Genomic DNA, 20,472 nt, shown 5'->3' with positions numbered 1-20,472 from the left:
TTTCGTGGGTTGGCGTCACTAGCGGATTCTTGACCCTGGCAGGCAGGCGCTTGCGAGAGGCTTGCGCTTGTTGAAATGAATCGTGATTATTCCGGAATACTTTGAGCCATCAGTCCGGTGTTAGAGTGCCAGTGTTCCGGAGAAAGAGAGCCATAGCTATTAGCAAGGAAAGCTTATGGCAGGATAAAACTAGAAGTTGGTCATTCAAAGCATTGCGTGTGCCTTTAAACTGATTGTAGGCAGGCGGCTCGCGCGAATAGGCTTATAAAATCCCGCGCGGTCCCAACATACTGTATTTGACCAAACAAATGAGCTATAAACAGGTGGCTCCACAGGTCCGGAATGATGGCTCCCATTTTTCCGGACTGTCGGCTCCGCCGCTCCGGAATAATCAGTCCGAAAAGAAGAAATGAAAGAAAGTTCAGGTCAGTAAAGAGTCTTTGTCTATTGCCCTAAACAATTTTGAACCATTCCTGCTTACCATCTTTCTTGATTTCGATAATCTTCTTTTCTTTGAGTTTAGCGAGGAACTTGCCCTGGCTGTTTAGAGTCTTGCCCTTGTACGAGAAATCCTTGGCGATGCTATGAAGTTTGGTTCCGAAGAGGCTCGAGAAAATCCATTGGTCTTTTTCAAATGATTCCAGAACATTGACCATCTTTTGGCCGTCCGTTTTTGAGAAGCCCTGGCTGCAAATGAACTGAAGAAGTAACCCCTCAAAAAATCAAAACGCTTTAGCACTTTGCACAACGAGGTTCACTGCACTTGTAATCATAGAATCAATTTTTCTTTTTTCACTTTCAGTCAATTCTATTGACTCAATACCTTTAATTGCTTTTTTGCCTGCGAAACGATTATGCCAAGTTGCTTTTTGAAGTAAAGTAAACAACTCAGACTTTAATTCATCCTTATACTCGTTTATTAAATCTGCAGTCAGCTCAGATTGCATTTGATTGATAGTCTCGCTGATGATTACCGCATTATTTTCATCAGGGATTTTTATGTCTTCAAAATATTTAGATACTGTTTGCAGCAAAATCTCCAAATTATTTTTTCCTCTTAAATAAAAGGCTGTTACAGGCAATATAGTAGCCAAATTTGATATCATTTCTTCATACAGTTTTCCCATATTCTGCAATTCTTCAAAAGTTTGCTTTTGCAAAGTAGGAACAAGCGTATTTTTTATTATTGGACCATATTGTTCTTTTGCGACTTCTATCTTTTTCTCGTCTAAAATTGGGATAAGTTTTTTTGCTTTTTGAAAGTAATAATCAAAGTAAGCGTTCGTCATTTTTTCAGTATTTAGACGATTTATTAAAAAGAATAATTCCAACAGATAGTGGATAGATTTGTTTATTACTTTAATCTCTTCGGATTTATGGTTTTTATAATGAAGAAAATGTGTTGAAAAGACTCCAATCAAAACGCCTAAAAGTCCAGCAAATGCGGAAACTATGGTGCTCAACATATTTATACTCCTTTAGCCGACCATTACTTGGCCGTTCATTAGGAGCGGGAGGAGTTTGTCGCGGAGGGCGGTGAGTTTGTTTAATTCATTAAGATTTTTACGGAGCAATGCATAAATTGGACTGATTTTTTCATTGAAAGCCCGAAGAACTTCTAAATTCGGATTTAAAACAGTCAGTGCATTCAATGTATCCTGCGAGATATTCTTAAGGATTGAACCCGCAGATTGAACAGCAGTAATCTGTTCATAGTTTTTTAAAACATGGAACAGATATAACTGTTTTTCTAAATCATTTTCATTAAGTTGATAGCGAATAATAAAACCACAATAAATCACTTTCTTTTCTGTTTTGGGTAACAATCTTGTTGCCCCAGGCGATCCACTTCTTGCTAGAAGAATATCATTTGAAGTTGTAATAAATTTTTCAAGGCATTCAGTTTTCAACGTAATATCATCTAAATCTTCAATATTAAAGTATGTTGTTGATTCAGAAATATTGCGAACGTTTACGATTTTTACAGTTTGATCACCAATTTCTTCTTTATCGTAATTAATTCCATTTTTGAATGTCCCGAAGTCAGAAAATCCAGCAACTTCCCAACCTTCGGGGATTTCGCGGTTGAGGGTTTCATTGTAGACCATGGGGCCGCCGGAGGTTTTGTAGGGGCGGCCGTTTTCGTCGGGGAAATCGAATTGTACGAACCAGTAGTCGTATAGGCGTTTTGCCATGGCTTCGAGTTTCTGGTTCATTTTTTTGTTTAAGGCGATTTTGTCATCAAGTGCAGAGAGGACTGCGGCTATTTTTTTTTGATTTTCAAATGAGGGTAGGACAACTACTTGTTTTGCAATAATTTCTTGTGTAATTAGAGGTTGAGCTGCTCCCACATGCTTTTTATTCAAGTCCAAAGCTTTCAACATGTGATATATAAAATTCTTGCAAAAACCATCCTTTACAGTAACAGAAATCGCATTATCAGATACCCAACATTTGCCTTCGCATTTTTGAATTGACCCACAATTTGCACCAACTCGACCAATAATAATGTTATCTTCATAATTATATTCAGAAACATAGTCAATAATACCATTACCCCCATAAACGGGGTAATTACCAACTGTGTTTGGCCTTTGCTTTCCATTAAAAAAATTCAAAACATTTCTAAGTTCAGTTTTCGCCATTTCCATCTTACACCCAGCTATCTGTCTTTTCTACCCAAAATTCTTTCAGAGCGAACATCTCTATAACAATTTTCTACTCGTTTTTCGAAGCTTCCCTCAGTAAACGGAAATGGATTATTACGAGCCCTTCGCTCAGCCTCTTTCCAATCCAGTTGCTCTTGGCGTTCTTCAAGAATTCTCTCTTGCTTTCGCTTTTGTTCCATCTGTTCTTCAAACTCTTGTTGCTTTTTGGCATTGAGCTTGGACTCCCTAATAGAATAAATAGCTAAAATAAGAGAAATGAGACCTACTACTAAACTTGCAATTTCCATTTTACTAATCCTAGATTCTTCGCTTCGCTCAGAATGACTCTGCCTCGCACAATTTCGTCGCTTTATCGCCTTTTAAACTATCATTTATACTATCGTTTATTCTATCATTTAAACTATCAACTTTCTTGACCCTATAAAAATTGACTCTAAGCAGGGCTCCGATTTTCTTTTACGCAAATAAATCTTGTTCTCCCCAATTTTCAGGGAATCCAAGCGACGGCAGTTGTTCCGGGCGGACCATCTTCATCACTTGCTTTAGTTTTCCTCTAAAATCATAATTCGGGGCACACACATCCAACAATGTTGTAATAATGCAAATGGAGAAATAGATTCTATCCTGACTTGGAATCGAATCCACCCATTTGGCTGGCTTGTTTGTGGGAATCATGGGGCGCACAATAAAACTCCTTGTAAAAAGCCTAGAGTAATGGGCGCAAATGTTCCTAACCAGGTTTAAATGCTGGAACCAGCTTACTAGAACTTTCGTTGAGGCCTTATTGAAACCGAAGTACTTCGCAACTTCTGTTTTGGCATTGAGATTAGATTTCAGGTTAGAGAATGTCTTGGAAAGTGTACCAAATGTCGTCGTTTCGAAGATCATCCACGCCGGAGGAGCAATTGAGGTGTCATACTCGCTTTCGTAATGCGTTTTGAAAACTTCACGAGAACGGCTCCAATGTTTTCGGAGTTCTACCAGGTTATCATTGAAAATTTTCTGATTATGGCACAGCGATACATCTTCGTACCAACGTGGACCATGAGCAATGGAGAGTTGGTATTCCATCTGACAGCGCACAGCAATTTCAATAAAGCCGAGCGCTTCTACGATAAGATTTCGAAGAGCAGAATCAAACAGGTAATCATTCTTAATGCTGGACCAACTTGCCGTGGGAAGAAATTCCGAATTAGACGAGGTGTTATCCTGATACGGATAAGTATATCCTCGTAAACGGTAATAGCTAATTCTTGAAAGGACTTCTACGAGTTCATCTTTAGAAACATCTTTAAGCCCTCGGCTAATCAGTAATTGGGCCTGCTGATCCAAAGTCTGGGGAGGTTTACTATAGATTCTGGGAGACATCAAATTCCCCCTAAATAAAAAAAGAACCTCGCTGGGTGCGCATTGTGAAGAGGCGTGCAAGGTTTTCTTGCACATAATATACAATTACACAAATCAAATGTCAAGCCCTCCCTCGTTTCCATTTTACTTTCCCCCGAATTTCAGGCTGGCCAGCTGCTTGTTGATTTCGTCTTCTAGCTTGTGGCTTTCTTCGAACATTTTCTGGAGTTCGGCGGTGTCGGCAGCCATCTGGGAGTTGAATTCCTCTTCGGAAATATCCACATAGTCAATCTTGATGTCGAAATACTGGCCTGCGCTTAGGCTGTAGCCCTTTTCCTTGACTTCGCTGTAGCTGACAACTACGCTAAAGTCTTCTACGGCCTCGGTGTTACGGAAGGTCTTAACGATCTTCTCGATTTCGTCATCTTCCAAACGAACCTTCTTAAGGCCGTTGGCATCCTTGTATTCCTGGCCAAGCTTACTTGCATCTACAAGGGTAATCTTGTCGTTGTCAGACTTTGCACCGATCTTGTCGAAGAACAACACGCTGACGTTGGTGCCGGTGTTGGCAAATACATTGCTAGGCATGCTTACTACGCCAGAAACAATATGTTCATCTACAATCTTTTCAAGGATCTTGTGTTCGATGCCAGACTTTGCAGTAATGAAACCTGTGGGGATAACGATGGCACCCTTTCCGTTTTCCTTGATGCTATTTACCACATGCTGGATAAAGCAGGTGTAAATGGCCATGGAGTCCTTTTTCTTGTTAGGGACTTTTGGCACGCCGGCCCAGAAACGGGTTCCCCACTTACTTTCGATGTTGTCGCGGGTATCGCTAAAGTCCATCTTGAAAGGTGGGTTACTGACTACATAGTCGAACTGTTTCAGGCTCTTGCCGTCATCACTCTTATGGTAGGGTTCCAAAAGAGTATCGCCCTGCACCGCATGATCCAGGCTAGAGACAAGGCCATTCAAGAGCAGGTTCAGTTTCAGCATCTTGTTGGAACGCTGGGAAATATCCTGGGCAAAGATAGTGCAGCGTTCCTCCCCAATCTGGTGGCTCAAAGCCATGAGCAAGGTGCCGGTACCAGCGCTGGGGTCGTAACATTCGATGTTATGCAAATCGGCGTTGTCGCCTACCAGCAGGCGAGCCATAATCTTTGCGATGGCCTTGGGCGTGTAGTATTCGGCGTACTTGCCGCCGCCTGCGGTGTTGTAATCCTTGAGCAAGTATTCAAAGACATCAGAGAAAAAGTCGTAATGTTCTGCAAAGGCTTCTTCAAAGCTGAAGTTGGCCAACTTATCGACAAGGGCTCGGGCAAAGTCTGCGCGTCTTGCGTCATCGGTTACAAAGATGGTCAACTTTTCGAAAATGGGAATCTTTGTTTCCTGAGCTGTCTTGGTGTAGAATACATCCAGGTTATCCCTTGCAATGGAAACCATGGTCTCGTCAAAGATGGCGTCAAAGTCACCTTTGGCCTGTTTATTCCACAAGTTGGCAATCAGGTAGTCCGGCTTGAATACGGGAACTTCGGGCGGCAAGAACAGGCTGATGTTTTCGCGCTGTTCATCGGTCAACTTTGCGAATTCCTCTTCCCACTTGTCGGATTTCTTTAGAGCCTCTAGGCAGGGATCATCAATTTTCTTCAGTTCGTAGCCAAACTTATCTGCCATAAACTTATACAAGAAAATCTGGGTAATAATCTTGTATTCGTTACCGTCGTTACCCATGCCAAAAGACTGGCAAATGGACTTGAGGGTATCAATCAACGCAATGGTTTTTTCTTTGATGTTCATTTAGCTACCGTAGTAATTATTATACTGGTCAATATACTGTTTGGCGACTCGCTGCTGGATAAACTGATAGTCCGGCATTTGAGGTTTCAGCTGCGGGAATTTCTTAAGACCCAAGGCGATTTCCTGCATCACAGTTTTGCCGAAATAGGTATCCTGTTTTAGAATATCGTTGCGGTCATAGACCTTGGAATCTATGGTTCCCTTAATCGTTAAAAGAGCCTGCACAATATCTTCGTCAAACTTGGAGATTATTGGATCTTTGTGGTGAACTTCGCGAGCCTTGTTCTCTTCGCGGATTCGCTTATGGACATAGGCAAATTTGGTGTCGCCATTGTATTTTTTGAGCAAGGCTTCATTTGCCTTACGCAATTTTTCCAGACGTTCCAGAATATCGTTCATGGCCTGGTTCTGTTCGTTGTAAACTGCCAAGTTTGCGGGCGTAAAGCCGTGCTTGTCGAAAATTGCCTTAAAGGCCTGTTCCAGTTCAATGTATTCCAGATCTTCATGGTCAAAGTTATCTACAAAACCACGCACGGCGCGTTTGTACTTTTCGCGAAGTTCCGTACCGCCGTCAACGATTTTCAGTTCTTCGGTACCGATACAGCTGAAATTGAATTCGATATTCAGCATGGCTTCGTTCACGGCAGCCTGTGTAGCATCGCTATTGGCCCAGGCTTCCTTCTGGTTGATCATGGCGATACGGCGGTTCACTTCCGAAAGCATTAAGGGCAACTTTTCGATGTTGAGCTTTTCAAAGTCTTTCTTAAGTTCGTCATCGCCAAAGGTTCGAACCAGGTTCATGGCATCCTTCGCCAGTTCCATGGCCTTGCGCAACTGAATGAGAACCTTCTTGTCTTCTTGACTGGAAATTTCTGTGGAGAAGGCCTCGGCATTATCCATGCTGTAGCAGAATAGTGCCTGACGGGTTTCCTTCATCTGGTTGATGAGGGCGTCCTTATCTTCCATCACCTGGCGGTACATATCCGGCAAGTTTTCGTCGGGGTCGGAATTGTCTTCGGGATCGTTATTATAACGATTCAGTTCCTGCAGGTAGGCGGCATTGGATTCATCAAAATTCTGCTTAATGTCGGCAAAGTCAATCAAGAAGCCGCGTTTCATGCTCTTGTAAGGGCGATTCACGCGGGTGATTGCCTGCAGCAAGTTGTGGTCCTTGATTTTTCGGCCAAAATAGAGACGCTTTAGGCGCGGTGCATCAAAGCCCGTCAGCAACATATTGAAAACAATCAGAATATCTATGGTATAATTCTTCTTGAAATCGTCAATAATCTTGCGTCGGGTTTCCTTATCATCGCTATCAAAAAGAATCAGTCCTGCCTTCAGGTTGATTTTCTGGATTCGATCCTGGTTCAGTTCATCTTGAATTTCATAGAAGAACTTATAAAGATTGCGGGCCTGTTCCGAAGATTCGCAAATAATCATGCCGCCAAGGTCATTGTCCCCTTGAATGGCACGGAACTTCACAAGGTCATCGATAATGTAGCGCAGGAGCGACTTGACATATGTCGGGTGTTCGATAATCTGGTTCTTTTGAACGGAGCCCTTTTCCACCAACTTCTTTACGCTTTCAAAAGCTTCATCCAGTTTTTTGCGGTAGCTGGTCTCAATATCTTCGCGAATGATTTTGAGGGTGTAGCCATCCTGAATGGAGCGGTCGTAGTAGTAAGTATGGAAATAGTCGCCAAAGACTTTGCAACTGGCCTTTTCACTACCAATAAGCGGAGTGCCCGTCAAGGCAATCTTGATGGCGTTACTATCGGCATTGAAAAGATTTGCCAAGAAGCATCCATTGGGCTTGTAGCCACGATGGGCTTCATCCATGATGAATACGCGCTGTAAATTGGTTGCATAATTCGGAAGATCAACCTTTTCTGTATCTTCCTTGAATTTCTGGATGTTCACCACGGTGATTTCATCGGCACCAGAGTTCCCCTGCAGAGCCTGGGTCGTTCGGAACTGAGCCATAAGCTCTTCGCGGGAATTTGCTGTCGAAACCTTTAAACCACGGGCATAAAGTTCATCGGTTGCCTGTTCCAGCAAATCAAGGCGATCGACAATGAAATAGAATTTCGCCACCTTGTTCTGCTTGGCGTAAAAATCCTTAAGCACCTTGCTCAAGTGGAACGACAGAGCCGTTTTTCCGGAGCCTTGAGTATGCCAGACAACGCCAGAAGTTACGCCTGTCGCCAATTTTTCGCGAATAACCATGGCGGCAAAGAACTGCTGATAACGCATGATATGCTTTTCGTGACGGCTTTCAATCTGGCCATCCTTATTCTGCTTTTCCTTGTGCAAGTAGGCAATGCCATATTTCAGCAAGAACAGCAAGCGAACCGGGCTAACCATAGATGTAAGCACGCGGTTGGTGGGCGTGTTGATTCCAAGGTTATACTTGTATTCTGGATTGTCTTTTAAAACTGGAACATTAAAGTCCATCAGCACCTGTTTTTCAAATTCAGGGCTAATAGGTGCATAGGGAAAGTTTGCTACAAAGGGTGCAACTTCTTCGCGCTTGGGATTTTCTTCCCTAAAGCAGTTGAAAGGTGCTGATTCCTTGGCTGCAGTGCAATAGAAAACGCCTTCAATAGGAACTACACCACCCTTGGCATCGTACTCCATGTTATTGGAGAAAATCATGAGCTGGGTGATATTGATAAAGCGACGGAACTTCTTGTTCGGGAATCGAATTTCGTTCATTCGCTTACTTTCGGCAACCATACCGCCCGCATTATTCGGCTTCTTTACCTCGATAAAAACGAGAGGCAAGCCGTTAATGAACAGGGTAATATCGGGGCGAAAGCTATCTTCCCCATTACGGCAGGTAAATTCTGCCGTGCAATGGTAGGTGTTATTTTCGGGATTGTCGAAATCAATCAGCTTATAGGGAGAACACTTTGTGATTCTCTGGTAAAACTGCTGACCAAGATCATCGTCATCCAATTCCTTGCGAATATCGTCCAAAATATTTTGGGGATTGACTTTTGCCGAAGGATTCAATTTCTGGAATTGAGCCGCAAATATATTCGTGAGGATATTTGTCTCGGGATCGTATTTACGGATATCGGCAGCAGGAAGCGCACCCGGTTCCTGGGAAATTTTGCCTAAATACGAATAGCCGATACGAGTCAAATGTTGAATCGCAGTCAATTGAACGCGTGTTGCTTCCGTAAATTCCTTAGGCATATAAAAATCCTGGTATAATATCGGCAAAATAACAATCTTTGTAAAAACAATATAATTTTTGATTTTGACACTAAAGTGACATTTTTATAATCTACCTTTGAAAACCGCCCTTTAATTCGGGCTGAATCAAATCAAAATATCTGCGTTTCCGTATGACCAACCACATTCGCTTGTACGCAGAAAGGAGTAAAATATGTATCAGACCTCTAACGGCGTCGTTACCGACGCCCAAGCCGCAGAAATAGAAGCCTTAAACAAGGACATCTGGGATAATTTCTGGAAAATCCCTAGGGAAAATCGGACCATTGCCGATTGGGAAAAGTTGTTAGAAATACAGGTACTGGTGAAGAAATGATATTTACATCAAGCGATATCAAACATTCTAGCTAGTGGATTGAACATGCCCTAATTCTTCATCATGGATTCCGGCAGGAACCCTTGCTGATACAGCGTATAGATCAGGCTCACCATCAGCGGGCTTCTTCCATAACATCAATCCATCTTTTGCAAAAAGTTTAGTAAACAATTGCACTAAAACAAGTCTTATAATTGCAAAATTCAATAAATTTTGTCAAATTTCACCAATTTTAGCAAATATAATATACAAAAATTTTCTACAAACAATTGCATTTTGATAAAAAAAGAATTGACTTCAAAAAATCCCCAGGGCATTCGTCCTGGGGATTCTTGTTTGGATGTTTATGTTTTTCTTAGTGTAGATTCATTCGGCTTTGAACGGTATGGCCGTTGACACGCGCACGAATCATGTATATGCCATTTGGCAGGCCGCTCATGTGAGATTTCAGGCTAGACATGCTGCCGTCATATTCAGCAGCAAAGGTTGCTACACGATGGCCCATCAGGTCAAATACCTGTACCTGAGCCATGCTGGCAGCGTTGAACTGAACGGGAGAAGCAATGGCGGCCGGCTCCTCCGTAGTTCCTTCAGGTTCTCGAGTATCGTCAGAACCGTTTGTAGGATCATCGCTCGGGTCCACGATAGAATCTTCGCCTTCCTCTTCGTCGGAATCTACAATGGAGGAATCTGCGGCAATTACGATTCCTGCCACATCAAATTCCAGCTGGTCGATGTTGGGGCCGCCCTGCTCAGAGACAGACTGCAACTTCAGAACGTTCACGCCCTTGTTGAGGGGAATCTTGATAGCGACGGAATCCCAGGTGGTCCAATCAGCTGTGGGCGGGAAGGTTGCCACGCCATAGCTTACATCATTGACGAACAGTTCCATCTTGCGGGTGTCCGTCTTGCCGTGAGCATAACGCAAAACCAGAGTTGCATTTTCCTGTGCCGCGCCGGAATAAAGATTCCAGATGCCATAGCTGGTAACCACATTGTCAATATTGAAATAGCATTCACCTACAAAGCCCGCGTTTGTCGTTTCACAGACGCCTACGCCATCGGTGGGAATGCCGGCTTCAACAGAGGAAAGAACCTTCACTGCAGAGGGAACGATTGCAGCTTCTGCAAGAACGGTAATGCTCGCCCCGCGAGTTGCAGGATCCACTTCGGTGGAGCCGCCCTTTGTGGTAATGGAAATTTCGTAAACGCCAGCCTTGGTAGGAGTACCGCTAATGACGTAGCGGGAATTTGCGGCATCCTGCTTTGCGGTCACGCCATCAGGAAGTCCTGTAATGGTAAGGCCATCGCAGTTGCTGTAACCGAAGGCGTATTCCGTAATGGCATCGCCAAGCATGATCGTCTGAAAACTGGAGCCTGCCCCCTGCTTCTGGATGGCAGGAATCTTGGGGCCCACTTCGCCACCCACCAGCATAATGTCGGGAGCGGGAGCCTTCTCAGAACCTGCACCCAGCCAGAAACCAAGATGAGGCGGCTGGTTGTAGGCGGTATTCTGCCAGCTCATACCCAAGCGATAAATGGGGTCGTGAGCCAGAGTGTAAAGGCGGTGCGTGGTAGGAATGGTCGTGGTGTAAACATACAGCTTGGATGCGCCATCGTGAAGGATCACTTCTTCGCGCCAGTCGCCAAAAATGTCGCCGCTAAAGTTCGGGGTCGCCTTGGTGGAGTTGCAGCTGTTGCCCTCCATAGAAAGCAAGGTGCTGCTCTTGGAGGTAGCGCTGTTCCATTTGCTGATGGTGGTGTTGTCCAGAAGTTCGTCCAGCAGGTCGCCGTCCCAGTAAATACGGAAATTATAGGCGGGGCGGCTAGTAGCCAGCTGCTTGCCCTTTGCTGAATAGGTATTCCAATTAGCGGCAGACCACATTTCGTAACCGCGACTTGTGCTATCGACATCGGCAGCCACTCCACGACCGTTATCAGCGTCGCTATTGGCACTCCACAGAATTGCACCGGTACGGGCATCGTGAAGATCGTAGCCGTAGGGTTTTTCTTCGTGAACTTCCCAGACTTCCAGGCCGTCGTGATCCGGATCCAAGTCGCCCAAGTGCATGGCGTCGCCGTGACCCTTGCCGGTACGGTACATGAACTTTCCGTTATGATCGATGGCGCAAGCACCTTCGATAATTTCATCAAAGCCATCACCATCCACATCGCCAGCGGAAATATTGTGGTTGCCCATGCCATAGCATTCACTGCCCTTGGTGGCAGCGTTATAATACCAGCGCTGGCTCAAAGTGGTTCCATCCCAGTCGTAAGCGGTTACAGCCATGCGGGTGTAATAACCGCGCTGGAAAACCATGCTGGGCTTCTGACCGTCCAGATAAGCGTTGGTAGCGAGGAAACGGTCCACGCGATTGCCGTAGGAATCACCCCAGCTAGAAACAGTTCCGCGAGCAGGATTGAAATTGACAGTCGCCATTTCCACACCCGTTTCGCCATTGAAAAGAGTCAGGTATTCATTACCGCTCAGGACGTAACCGTTGGAATTGCGGTAATCCTTGGTGTGGTTGGTTTCGCCGGCGGCAGCACCCTTGCTAATATACTTGCCGGAACCATCCTTGGTGCCGGGGGCAGTCTTCATGGCCACTTCCGCCTTGCCATCGCTATCGTAGTCGCCAACCAGAATCTGGGTATAATGAGCGCCTGCACGAATATTTACGCCAAGGTCGATTCGCCACAATTTCTTTCCGCTAAACTTGTAGCAATCCACAAACACGTTGCCGGTCTTACCCTTCTGGGAATTGTCCTTGGAATTGCTGGGATCCCACTTCAAAATCAGTTCGTATTCGCCGTCGCCATCCACATCGCCTACGGCAATATCGTTGGGGCTGTAAGTGTAATCGGAACCGCCAGCAGGGCGATCCAAATTGATAGTCAGCTTCTGTTCACCCCAAACGGAAACGGTCTTGTCCGAAGATTTTTCGACGCCGTTTACAACCGGACGGACATAATATTTACTTGCGGCAGTTCCTTGGGCATCCGTATAATTGGAGGCAGCCTTTCCATCGAAACTCGCAATCTTTGCACCGTCGCGATAAAGATTGAAACCGGTCGCATTGCCATCGGTACCCAACACGCGCCAGCTCAGGAACACGCCATTGCCGGTCTTTACAGCCACCAGGCCACGGTCCAGAGCCTCCATCTGGCGAGTTGCATTTGCTAGGCCAAAACCCATCGCCAGCGTAAGGCCGGCACACACCATAAACTTCTTCATAAACATCCCTTGGAAAGCCCATACATCCATTTTTTAAAGCTTCCCACCCTAAATATAGGTTCGCCCACTCAAAAAAGGACTAACTCTATAATAATGGTGTTGTCGGTAGACAACGAGGGCATTCTTCGGGATTTACTTAAATAGAAAATATATGGTTATAGGAGGATTGACACGGCATACGTTTTAGTGCACATTTGTGTATATGAAAGAAGTCCGTCCTGAAGACAATTCCATATTGCTGTACAAAGATGGTGAATTGCCTCGCGAATCAACTCACAAGGATTTCTTGTTAGTTCGGCAAGAAAGCAAGCGGAATGTTCAACGTAAAAAGATTGCCTCTTATAAAGCTTAGAACCAGTAAGCCAACAAAGCCGCGATTTTTCTAATTAGTCCTAGATTTTACGCAAATGGTTCCTTCCACATGGAATCCTATGGGGCAATTTTCATCGGCAGCAATAACCCCATCGACAGGGCGATCAAGCAAAAGCAAATCATCCGTAAGAACAATCTCGTAAAAACCCAAGGGATATACCACTCCATACAGCGAAGAATCGTCCCTATCTCCGTTCAAGTATAGGGCATAGTTATAGTACTTAGTCGACAAATCCACTGCAACAACCTTTGTACTTTCACCAGAGCCATTATTAAAATAGGTGGTAAGCTCCTTGTGATTCTTGCGATCCAAACGCGTCCAGCCATAATCAATTCCACCAACGGGATCATCTACACACATCCAATAACCTTCATCGTTAACAGGAACCACCTGTATATGACTGCTGTTTCTATTGCAATTACCTCCATTAGGATGGGTAAATAATGTAAACTCACGAGAATTGGCATCACGCCATTTTTTTGCTTTATCATCGCAATAGTAAACATGGTTTCCGTACGAAGCGAGAGTACCACAAGGGATCGTTGAGCAACATTTCCCAATGGTCCTTTCAATCCAAGCTTGAGCATCAAGGAGGTTCCAAACGCCAGGAACACCCCGATTGTCAGCCCAAGCTTTCGTGCAAGAATAATAACCATCCTCATACTCCGCAATGGAGTCGTATTTTGCCGTAATACCACAAATTCCAATTTGTCGTTCGAGCTCACTATAGACAATCCACTTTTCGCCTGTTGAATTACAATAATAGGCAGTGTCCCCTAACACCTTGGTGGTTCCAAATTCCACGTTAACACCACAAATTCCAATTTGTCTTTCCAGTTCGCTTTTATAGATATACCACTTGCCGTCTGCTGCACAAAGAGCGCTATGCCCCAAGGTATCTATGGAGGTTTCGCTGCTATCACATTTTCCCAAGAAACGAGTCAGATAAGGTTCCTTAAACGCAGCATCACGCCAAGAGCCATTTCCATCACAAACCACAAAAGCGGAATCTTTTGTCAGGCGCAATTCATCCTTATTGTAAGTCATACACAACAAGGGCAAACTGTCCCTTGGAATTATTCGCCACTTGCTGGAATCGCAATACAAAACGGTCCCATACCATTTGCTATAAGGATTCATAATGGAATCAACGTAATTCGAACGAGAACACTGGTTGAAGTCATAGGCCAACGCCAAGTAATCCATATTACAATCAGGAATGACAGAATCAGCAGTCAGCATGGAATCCAAGGTAGTCAATATGGGAGAATCTTTCGAAAGCGTATCCAAGGCAAATTCGCGCTGAAATTTTTCTAAATGACGTTGAACGTTTTCTGTTTCGGGGTATTTTAGAGCGTTACAAAAAATGAATGAAGCACTGAGATTTTTCGATTTCAAAAAATCTTTAAAATCCTTTTTCGCCATTCCCTCGGCTACATAAAAAGGCAAACCCTCTTCCAAATATCGACGCAGCCTGTCCCTGATCAAGACATCCGTAGATTCGTTAAATCTTACTGTATCCATATTTACAGCATTTCTCAAGTTTCGCATTTCAACAGAAACGCTATACGTTTGAACGCCATACTTCCACATAAGGTGTCCATATTGAACAATTTCCACAAAAGGACTTTGCAGTTTCAAATCCTTGAATATAGCAGTTTGGTTCCAATAACCAGCTGTATCATAATCCGTAATTCTAGATACCACATTAAAGGAACTATCCAGACATTCAAGGGCTATGGAATCCCGCTCATAAGTCATGGATGAGCACATTTCCCAACGATAATAATTAATATCAACGCCAAAGTAATCAACATTGAGGGTCTGGGACACAGGATCTTTTGCTCGTGCGTCAACAACATCAAAATCTGAACTGTACTCAGAGCAGCCAGCCAAAGCGCACAACAGGATTGCAAACAAGAACCAGATCATTTCGCACCTAGTAGTAAATCGTCACGTCACAAGATTCTTCAGACTCTTGCAAAAACCAGTCTATTTGTACGTCGGGTAAATCGACTTTTAAGTCAAAGAAATTAAAGACTTTCAACTTGCAATTTTCGCCAAAGATTTCACCCTTGTGAAGTTCCGATTTCGGCTTTGTCAGGGAGAATTCACCTTCCTTTAAAGTTCTTATTTTGTCATACCTGGCATCATGGAAAACAATCATATTTGCGTTGGAGCAATACATATCGGTACAGCCATAAATATTCATGTACATATCAAGGGCATACCGCTCATTCTTGCCAATTTGACCGAACCGAAAAATCACGTAACCGTTCGCTTGCGAAAGGGAATCCTGATAGAATAGATATAGACTATCGTACCGGACTTTTTCGCCATCAAAAGTAATGACGGTTTTTTGCAGATCCTGATAATTAGAAAGTCGGGTCACAACACCTTCATCCGAGTTGGGATCCCACTGGGAACAGGCGCAAAGGCAAAGCTCTACAGCAACAATCGTTAAGCAAATTTTCTGCATTTCATCCTCCTAGAACAAGTACGATATGGAAGTTGAAGCAAAAATCAAACGTTCGTCTAACTGAGTGCCATTTATAACCGTTAGACCCAGACTATACTGCAGTCCACCATGAGCATTGTAGGTGAAGCCGAAATAATTGGAAAAATAAAAGGGGAACTTAAAGGTGACATCAAAGTCGCTTTCTCTTGAAACATGTTCAAGAAGAATTCCGTCCGGTTCTCTTGTCTTCAAATCCGTGGTCCAAAGCCATGGAATGTTAAACATGGGCACATAAGTCAAGGCCACCGGACCAAGGAATAAGCTGGCATGGGCACCAGTACCACCGCGGAAATTGAACTGGTATTCATCGTATTTACCCTCAAAAGAACCCACATCCGTACCACCTCCAAAACCGATTGTTTGGTAAGTGTATATCGCTCTAAAAGCGTAATCAGTTTTACTGTAATCCAGTCCTAGGTAAGTATTAATTCCAACCTCACCGTAACGGCTATTGAGACCTATTGCAGCAGTAACATAAGGCATCGGGTCCAAGCCAAAGCCATACACCAGTAAACGTCTTTCGCTTTTCATTAGAGTTTCTACACTCAGCGACACAGGAAAAGACTTGAAATTGTAATAAATGTCAGCCTTTGACGGATGTAGAAATCTTTCGCCTCCATAAGAATTGTAGGCATCCTTTTTACCGGGGCAATGCTGTTCACCTTCACAAACTACGGCAGCGCCATTAAAAACCCTGGACAAGTGAGAGGATTTTTCGGATGGTTCATGCACAGAGGCGGTTACTCGCATGGCAGAGGAATTCTCTTGCATATTAAATTCTGCGCCACGAACCGTAGGAGGAAGGGTAACATCAAAGGAACCCACATCCACAGCCATCTTATAGGAATCGCCACAACCAGCAAGTCCAAGAAATAGACCGCTGATTACGCAGAGGAGAAACATCTGTATCAAAGTGACCTGTTTCATCGCAAAAAAAGATATAAAATTATCTAATTTATTCTCCATGAAGCATCATTCATCCCATACAAATCGACATTTAATCCGTTTGATTTGCATACTATGCGGACTCCTGCTCTACGGCTGCGCCACACCGGGGAATTCACCGATGCGAACTTTGAAGGTCGAATCCCCGGGAGCAGTTATCGCTACGGTATACCTGGATTCAACCTACGTTGGAACCACACCCTTGACCATGAGCGTCAACCAAGATTCTGTAGACGGTTCACAACTGCAGGTTATCCATCAAGGTGAAGTGCTTCTCAACAAAAGGCTGAAAAAAAATCCCCAAGAAGTAGCGGAATCCCAAAAAACAGCCATGGGCATTGGACTCGTGGCTTCCGGGGCACTAATGCTAACCATGCCCTTTCCATGGGCGTTTATAGCACCAATCACAGCCCTTTCAACATCGAGCGTTATCGCTTATTCAGTTACCCCGGATTCATTAAAAAACAATTGGACTTACTTTCCCTTAAACCCAACAAAAAAACAAGTTCTAACAGCAAAGCCTTCCGCAACTAAATCAAAAGTCGAAACTAAATCCACCATCAAGACAATCGCCAAATCTGACTCCAGTACAAAATTCCGTGAAACCAACCTGACATCTGGCGGAATGCACAACATTCAAAAAACGCTTTTCTGGCTTGACAAAAGTTTTGACAAAAAGACGATACATCTCAAAGCATCAATTTATCCGATTGCGGGCAATGACCTAGTCTTATCTTCTGGAATTTGCTACGACAAGAGCAACAGAACCATTTGGCTTCAAAGCGACCTCCATCCAGAAATCACATATCCCATAAATTTGAACGAATTAATCAACAAATGTATTTCTCTGGATTCAACACAGAAGTTAGAAAAGAAAGGTTTCTGGAAACCAGTTCTTGTCACAGCTGGAATTGGAGCCGGCCTGGGCGCATTACTGGGAGGTGACGAACCTAGTGTAGCAGCAGCAACTTTAGGCGCATTGGGTTTTCTTTACAGCGCCATGTTTTCACTCATCTACAGTGATAGCTATACTGTAGATGGAGAAGAAGATGGAATTTGCCCTCTAGCCCCTCCCGAAAAGGAAGAGTTGGAGAAGTGGTTATCGCAATATCCCTGTGATTCCGATTCACAGTAAAAATGCAGAAGAAAATCAGATAGACAAAATCATGCCTAAGCGTACTGGTGTAGCGGACTTGCCTTTGCATACGGGGACTGTTCCCCGTTGGCTTGCGGACCGTATGCGTGACTTGGGCAGGCTCATTGCCGAATCCATTGTGGAAAATTACGGCAAGAGGGAATTCCTGGTGCGTTTAAGCGACCCGCTGTGGTTTCAGTCCTTCGGTGCGGTCATGGGCATGGACTGGCATTCTTCGGGAATTACCACCAGCGTGATGTACGCCCTGAAGCGTGGGCTGAACCCGATTGCAAAAGACCTTGGGATTTATGTGTGCGGCGGACGCGGAAAATTCTCCCGGGAGACGCCCAACGAATTGCTGCAGATTGCGGACAAGACCGGCGTGGACGGGTATTACCTGAAGCGTACCAGCTGCCTTTGCGCCAAGGTGGATAACACCGCCGTGCAGGACGGTTTCCAGCTTTACCAGCATAATTTTATCGTGACGGATGAGGGCGACTGGGCGGTAGTTCAGCAGGGCATGAACACAGGCGCCAAAGCCGCCCGACGTTACCACTGGTGTTCTTCGAACTTGCGGTCTTTTGTGGAAGAGCCCCACGCCGGCGTGGTGGGCGAAAACCGTGGGCAAATTCTGAACTTGACTCATCAGGATGCAGGCGTGACGCGCAGTTCCATTCTGGAGTTGACTCACGAAAATCCCGACAGGATGATGCGTGAAATCCAGCAGATTGTAGCGCCCAATTCTTCTGTCATTGTTTCGCCACAAATGGATTTGTTTGCCCCGCCGGAGAGTGCACAGCCCCTTATTATAAATCCATCGCGGGACCCTATCGTCGCAAATTCATCCCGCAACTGCATTATGCCCAGCCGTCACGAAGTCCACGCCGAAGACGTTGACTTGAGGCGCCTCGGTGGAGTTCTTGCCACCGCCTATGAATCAGACCCCAAGGATTTTGAAAGCCTTTTGCTTACGCCGGGACTTGGCCCCCGCACGTTGCAGTCATTGACACTTGTAAGCGAAGTGATTAACGGAACACCTTCCCGCTTTAGGGACCCCGCCCGCTATTCCTTCGCCCACGGCGGAAAGGACGGTCACCCCTTCCCTGTTCTCACCCGCGTTTACGACGAATCCATCCGCGTTTTAAAAGGCGCCATCGAGCACGCCAAAATCGGCGACCGCGAAAAGATGGATTGCCTCAACCGCCTTCACGCAACGCAACTTGCCATCGAAAAAGACTGCGAACCTCTCGCCGACTTCGACAAAACATTAGAGCATGAAAAATCCCACTCGCAAGAGTGGGGCGGAAGAACGGTTTAAGGTTTATTTCCATTCAATTGAAATCTTTCTCTTTTTGACCGCACAGTCTGTCAAATAGGAATCAATCAAAGTCTGATAAGGAATGCCCTGATCTTTGGACATTTTCTTGAAATACTCAATAGTTGAAGAGTTCAACCGAATGGTAATTTGTTTTTTTAATGCAGCCGCATAAGGATTTCTTATTGCCTTCATTTTTTCAAAATCATACTCTTTCTTCATGGTTCGTCTCCTTTACGCGCATTCCAATAATACTGAAACTCTTTCTTCGTCGCCTTTCGCGCACTAATGATACGATTGACAATCAAATCATCATTACCATTAATACGTTCCGTATAGACAACAATCAAGATTCTTAGTTCAGAAGACAATCCTATGAGAATAGAACGATCTTCATCTTTTGAATGTTCTACATCAAAGAAAACTCTAGCATGTTCATCTTCAAAGCAACTCTTGGCTTCTTCAAAAGATACGCCATGTTTTTTCTGATTTATCTCATTCTTCTTTTCATCCCACTCGAAATCTATTTCCATAATAGACCTCGATGTATAACTACAATATAATTACATTCAAAAATAAACGCAAGTGCCTGCAATGCGATTGCAGACGCATTTAACTCCATTCTGAGTATTTTCACTTTTTTCCTGAAGAACGCATTTCCCTTTGAGATTGATCTCTTGGGCCCTTGTCGAGGACGGACAGCACTTAGGAATTTATTCCTTAGTGCGCATGATCCCCTTTAGGGGAGATATAAAAAAAATCCCACTCCCAAGAGTGGGGCGGAAGAACAGTTTAAGGAGCGTTCTAAATTTTTTCGTCTGGGGCTTGTCCGTCGTGGGCAAGCCATTTGCATTCCGTCAATTCCATGTCGGTAAATACAGCCCTGAAGGAGGAATCTTCGGGACTGCATGCGTAAATGCCAAACTGAATTTCATCGGTTGCCTTCCACATGTGGCAAATTCTCATTTGCGTGAAGTTGGAACCGTCCTCGGAACATTCAATGCAAAAGTCATTTTCGCGACGGCTGAAGCGATACCACATGGATTTAATATCGGCACGGATCGCAGTTGTAGCCCAATCGGAATAGCCCATGTTGGTGGCCACGCTTCCAAGGTGCTGGAATTTTTCATTCTCGTATTCGATGGAAGCCTTCAGCCAGTTTTCGCTATCCAGATACATGGCTACGCCGCACTGGTCAAAGCGATGCTTGCTTTCAAACGATGTCTTAACCACAAAGGAAAAGAACTTTTCCGCTGTCTTTATTTGAAGAACCGGAGCGTTGTCATTACGAAAATGATAATACGTTCTCTGCCACAAATCTGTGTGCGGTTCCGTAACGATTTCAACGGAATCGTCGGTAATGATAAATTTTTTCGGAGCCCGAGTCCAGAACCAATCCCTGGCATTCATTTTCATTATTCATCCTTCACACAGCGAACGGATAGTCCGAAGTTTTTTGCGTAAGGGTAGACGGAAACATCCTTGCGGCCAGCCATCATGTGAATGCCGATGGCTTTTTTATTCTCTTCCGTCGCACTCCAGAGGTAAGCATACATTGTCTGGCGATCGAATCGCCCGC

17 protein-coding genes are annotated in these 20,472 nt (G+C 44.5%); 3 read left to right on the top strand and 14 right to left on the bottom strand.

Translation table 11 applies throughout. The features are described 5' to 3' along the window. Positions 1-452: 452 nt before the first annotated feature. From MJZ26_12080 to MJZ26_12050, 7 genes are all read right to left on the bottom strand, one after another. The gene (locus tag MJZ26_12080) at positions 453-656 is read right to left on the bottom strand and encodes a hypothetical protein (protein ID MCQ2106516.1); all 204 of its coding nucleotides are present in this window, start codon (positions 654-656) and stop codon (positions 453-455) included. Positions 657-722: 66 nt separating this feature from the next. Then, positions 723-1,466: a hypothetical protein gene (locus MJZ26_12075; GenBank protein MCQ2106515.1), complete on the bottom strand. Its 744-nt coding sequence runs from the start codon at positions 1,464-1,466 to the stop codon at positions 723-725. Positions 1,467-1,478: 12 nt separating this feature from the next. After that, entirely contained in the window at positions 1,479-2,651 is a 1,173-nt protein-coding gene (locus MJZ26_12070; GenBank protein MCQ2106514.1) for a restriction endonuclease subunit S, read from the bottom strand. A gap of 11 nt (positions 2,652-2,662) precedes the next feature. Then, positions 2,663-2,956, bottom strand: a complete 294-nt coding sequence (locus MJZ26_12065) for a hypothetical protein (GenBank protein MCQ2106513.1) — start codon at positions 2,954-2,956, stop codon at positions 2,663-2,665. A 169-nt stretch (positions 2,957-3,125) separates the two neighbouring features. Then, the gene (locus MJZ26_12060) at positions 3,126-4,037 is read right to left on the bottom strand and encodes an Abi family protein (GenBank protein MCQ2106512.1); all 912 of its coding nucleotides are present in this window, start codon (positions 4,035-4,037) and stop codon (positions 3,126-3,128) included. 123 nt (positions 4,038-4,160) lie between these two features. Then, positions 4,161-5,816, bottom strand: a complete 1,656-nt coding sequence (locus MJZ26_12055; GenBank protein ID MCQ2106511.1) for a type I restriction-modification system subunit M — start codon at positions 5,814-5,816, stop codon at positions 4,161-4,163. Next, positions 5,817-9,017, bottom strand: a complete 3,201-nt coding sequence (locus MJZ26_12050; protein MCQ2106510.1) for a type I restriction endonuclease — start codon at positions 9,015-9,017, stop codon at positions 5,817-5,819. Between the two features lie 193 nt (positions 9,018-9,210). On the opposite strand from MJZ26_12050, the gene MJZ26_12045 reads away from it, so the two are divergent. Continuing rightward, a complete protein-coding gene (locus tag MJZ26_12045) occupies positions 9,211-9,372 on the top strand; it encodes a hypothetical protein (GenBank protein ID MCQ2106509.1) in 162 nt (53 codons plus the stop codon). A 355-nt stretch (positions 9,373-9,727) separates the two neighbouring features. Here MJZ26_12045 and MJZ26_12040 read toward each other — a convergent pair whose 3' ends face one another. The 4 genes from MJZ26_12040 to MJZ26_12025 form a co-directional block, all read right to left on the bottom strand. Then, positions 9,728-12,607 carry a hypothetical protein gene (locus MJZ26_12040; protein MCQ2106508.1) on the bottom strand — a complete coding sequence of 960 codons (2,880 nt, stop codon included), beginning with the start codon at positions 12,605-12,607 and terminating at the stop codon, positions 9,728-9,730. 382 nt (positions 12,608-12,989) lie between these two features. Then, positions 12,990-14,912 (bottom strand): hypothetical protein, encoded by a 1,923-nt coding sequence (locus MJZ26_12035; protein MCQ2106507.1) that lies wholly within the window; start codon positions 14,910-14,912, stop codon positions 12,990-12,992. A gap of 7 nt (positions 14,913-14,919) precedes the next feature. Continuing rightward, positions 14,920-15,459: a hypothetical protein gene (locus tag MJZ26_12030; protein ID MCQ2106506.1), complete on the bottom strand. Its 540-nt coding sequence runs from the start codon at positions 15,457-15,459 to the stop codon at positions 14,920-14,922. A 9-nt stretch (positions 15,460-15,468) separates the two neighbouring features. Next, the gene (locus MJZ26_12025; protein ID MCQ2106505.1) at positions 15,469-16,410 is read right to left on the bottom strand and encodes a hypothetical protein; all 942 of its coding nucleotides are present in this window, start codon (positions 16,408-16,410) and stop codon (positions 15,469-15,471) included. A 154-nt stretch (positions 16,411-16,564) separates the two neighbouring features. On the opposite strand from MJZ26_12025, the gene MJZ26_12020 reads away from it, so the two are divergent. Both MJZ26_12020 and MJZ26_12015 read left to right on the top strand, forming a co-directional pair. Beyond that, entirely contained in the window at positions 16,565-17,578 is a 1,014-nt protein-coding gene (locus tag MJZ26_12020) for a hypothetical protein (GenBank protein ID MCQ2106504.1), read from the top strand. 31 nt (positions 17,579-17,609) lie between these two features. Next, positions 17,610-18,896, top strand: a complete 1,287-nt coding sequence (locus tag MJZ26_12015; GenBank protein MCQ2106503.1) for a DUF763 domain-containing protein — start codon at positions 17,610-17,612, stop codon at positions 18,894-18,896. Between the two features lie 3 nt (positions 18,897-18,899). Here MJZ26_12015 and MJZ26_12010 read toward each other — a convergent pair whose 3' ends face one another. The 3 genes from MJZ26_12010 to MJZ26_12000 all read right to left on the bottom strand — a co-directional run bounded on the left by MJZ26_12010 (position 18,900) and on the right by MJZ26_12000 (position 20,309). Then, positions 18,900-19,115, bottom strand: coding sequence for a BrnA antitoxin family protein (locus MJZ26_12010; protein MCQ2106502.1), 216 nt, complete (start codon positions 19,113-19,115; stop codon positions 18,900-18,902). Beyond that, positions 19,112-19,426: a BrnT family toxin gene (locus tag MJZ26_12005; GenBank protein ID MCQ2106501.1), complete on the bottom strand. Its 315-nt coding sequence runs from the start codon at positions 19,424-19,426 to the stop codon at positions 19,112-19,114. Before MJZ26_12005 ends, MJZ26_12010 begins: the two co-directional genes overlap by 4 nt. 271 nt (positions 19,427-19,697) lie before the next feature. Continuing rightward, the gene (locus MJZ26_12000; protein MCQ2106500.1) at positions 19,698-20,309 is read right to left on the bottom strand and encodes a DUF1349 domain-containing protein; all 612 of its coding nucleotides are present in this window, start codon (positions 20,307-20,309) and stop codon (positions 19,698-19,700) included. Between the last annotated feature and the right edge of the window lie 163 nt (positions 20,310-20,472).

The organism is Fibrobacter sp. (assembly GCA_024398965.1).
In the GTDB taxonomy this organism is placed as follows: domain Bacteria; phylum Fibrobacterota; class Fibrobacteria; order Fibrobacterales; family Fibrobacteraceae; genus Fibrobacter.
The sequence above is the reverse complement of the archived record's forward strand: the minus strand, read 5'-3'. Positions and strand labels throughout refer to the sequence as shown.

Bases quoted from the DNA above. Each gene is read 5' to 3' on its own strand.
- MJZ26_12010 (MCQ2106502.1), bottom strand. From the start codon at position 19,115: ATGAAGAAAGAGTATGATTTTGAAAAAATGAAGGCAATAAGAAATCCT.
- MJZ26_12075 (MCQ2106515.1), bottom strand. From the start codon at position 1,466: ATGTTGAGCACCATAGTTTCCGCATTTGCTGGACTTTTAGGCGTTTTG.
- MJZ26_12035 (MCQ2106507.1), bottom strand. From the start codon at position 14,912: ATGATCTGGTTCTTGTTTGCAATCCTGTTGTGCGCTTTGGCTGGCTGC.
- MJZ26_12015 (MCQ2106503.1), top strand. From the start codon at position 17,610: ATGCCTAAGCGTACTGGTGTAGCGGACTTGCCTTTGCATACGGGGACT.
- MJZ26_12070 (MCQ2106514.1), bottom strand. From the start codon at position 2,651: ATGGAAATGGCGAAAACTGAACTTAGAAATGTTTTGAATTTTTTTAAT.
- MJZ26_12000 (MCQ2106500.1), bottom strand. From the start codon at position 20,309: ATGAAAATGAATGCCAGGGATTGGTTCTGGACTCGGGCTCCGAAAAAA.
- MJZ26_12040 (MCQ2106508.1), bottom strand. From the start codon at position 12,607: ATGAAGAAGTTTATGGTGTGTGCCGGCCTTACGCTGGCGATGGGTTTT.
- MJZ26_12065 (MCQ2106513.1), bottom strand. From the start codon at position 2,956: ATGGAAATTGCAAGTTTAGTAGTAGGTCTCATTTCTCTTATTTTAGCT.
- MJZ26_12045 (MCQ2106509.1), top strand. From the start codon at position 9,211: ATGTATCAGACCTCTAACGGCGTCGTTACCGACGCCCAAGCCGCAGAA.
- MJZ26_12055 (MCQ2106511.1), bottom strand. From the start codon at position 5,816: ATGAACATCAAAGAAAAAACCATTGCGTTGATTGATACCCTCAAGTCC.
- MJZ26_12020 (MCQ2106504.1), top strand. From the start codon at position 16,565: ATGCGAACTTTGAAGGTCGAATCCCCGGGAGCAGTTATCGCTACGGTA.
- MJZ26_12005 (MCQ2106501.1), bottom strand. From the start codon at position 19,426: ATGGAAATAGATTTCGAGTGGGATGAAAAGAAGAATGAGATAAATCAG.
- MJZ26_12050 (MCQ2106510.1), bottom strand. From the start codon at position 9,017: ATGCCTAAGGAATTTACGGAAGCAACACGCGTTCAATTGACTGCGATT.
- MJZ26_12060 (MCQ2106512.1), bottom strand. From the start codon at position 4,037: ATGTCTCCCAGAATCTATAGTAAACCTCCCCAGACTTTGGATCAGCAG.
- MJZ26_12030 (MCQ2106506.1), bottom strand. From the start codon at position 15,459: ATGCAGAAAATTTGCTTAACGATTGTTGCTGTAGAGCTTTGCCTTTGC.
- MJZ26_12080 (MCQ2106516.1), bottom strand. From the start codon at position 656: ATGGTCAATGTTCTGGAATCATTTGAAAAAGACCAATGGATTTTCTCG.